The sequence below is a fragment of the Citricoccus sp. genome (assembly GCF_035445025.1).
GTDB lineage: Bacteria > Actinomycetota > Actinomycetes > Actinomycetales > Micrococcaceae > Citricoccus.
On sequence record NZ_DAOMPX010000173.1, the window covers coordinates 1 to 1,138 of the forward strand.

Here is a 1,138-nt window from a genome sequence, read left to right on the forward strand (position 1 = left end):
CGACGACTCCTTCGACTGGGGTGAGGACGAGCGGCCGGACATCCCCTTCAACGAGACAGTCGTCTACGAGACCCACGTCAAGGGCATGACTGCCCTGCACCCGGACGTGCCCGAGGACCAACGGGGCACCTACGCCGGCTTGGCGCACCCGACTGTCGTCAAGCACCTGAAGCGGCTCGGGGTCACGGCCGTGGAACTGATGCCGGTGCACCAGTTCACCAACGACTCCTACCTGCAGGACAAGGGACTCTCGAACTACTGGGGATACAACACCCTGGGCTACTTCGCCCCGCAGAACACCTACTCGTCCTCCGGCGATCATGGTGAGCAGGTCCGCGAGTTCAAGCAGATGGTCAAGGACCTACACTCCGCCGGCCTCGAGGTCATCCTCGACGTGGTCTATAACCACACCGCAGAGGGCAACCACATGGGCCCCACGTTGTCCTTCCGAGGCCTGGACAACCGGAACTACTACCACCTGGTCGAGGGCGACGAACGCCACTACATGGACTACACGGGCACCGGCAACTCGCTGGACCTGTCCCATCCGATGGTGCTGCAGCTGGTCATGGACTCCCTGCGCTACTGGGTGGAGGAGATGCGCGTGGACGGGTTCCGGTTCGACCTGGCCACCACGCTCACCCGCGCCGAGGGTGAGCAGGGACCGGACATGATGTCCGGGTTCCTCCAGGTGGTCCGCCAGGACCCGGTGCTGCGGCAGGTCAAGCTCATCGCCGAGCCCTGGGACGTCGGTTGGGCCGGGTACCAGGTCGGCAACTTCCCGGGCCTGTGGAGCGAGTGGAACGGCAAGTACCGGGACACCGTCCGCGACTTCTGGCGTGGGGAGCCGGGCACGCTGGCCGAGTTCGCCACCCGGATCACCGGCTCGGCCGACCTCTACGAGGATGACAATCGCACCCCGCGGGCATCGGTGAACTTCGTGACCGCCCATGACGGCTTCACCCTGCGGGACCTCGTCTCCTACAACGAGAAGCACAACGACGCCAACGGTGAGGACAACAACGACGGTGAGTCCCACAACCGCTCGTGGAACTGCGGTGAGGAGGGGCCCACGGAGGACGCAGAGGTCAACCGCCTGCGCGCCCAGCAGCAGCGGAACTACCTGACCACCCTGATG

General features: G+C 65.2%; 1 protein-coding gene. It reads left to right on the top strand.

What is annotated here, in order from left to right:
- Positions 1-1,138: glycogen debranching protein GlgX (gene glgX, locus PLJ28_RS15955; RefSeq protein ID WP_324590453.1), on the top strand; the 1,138-nt coding region annotated here is incomplete at both ends.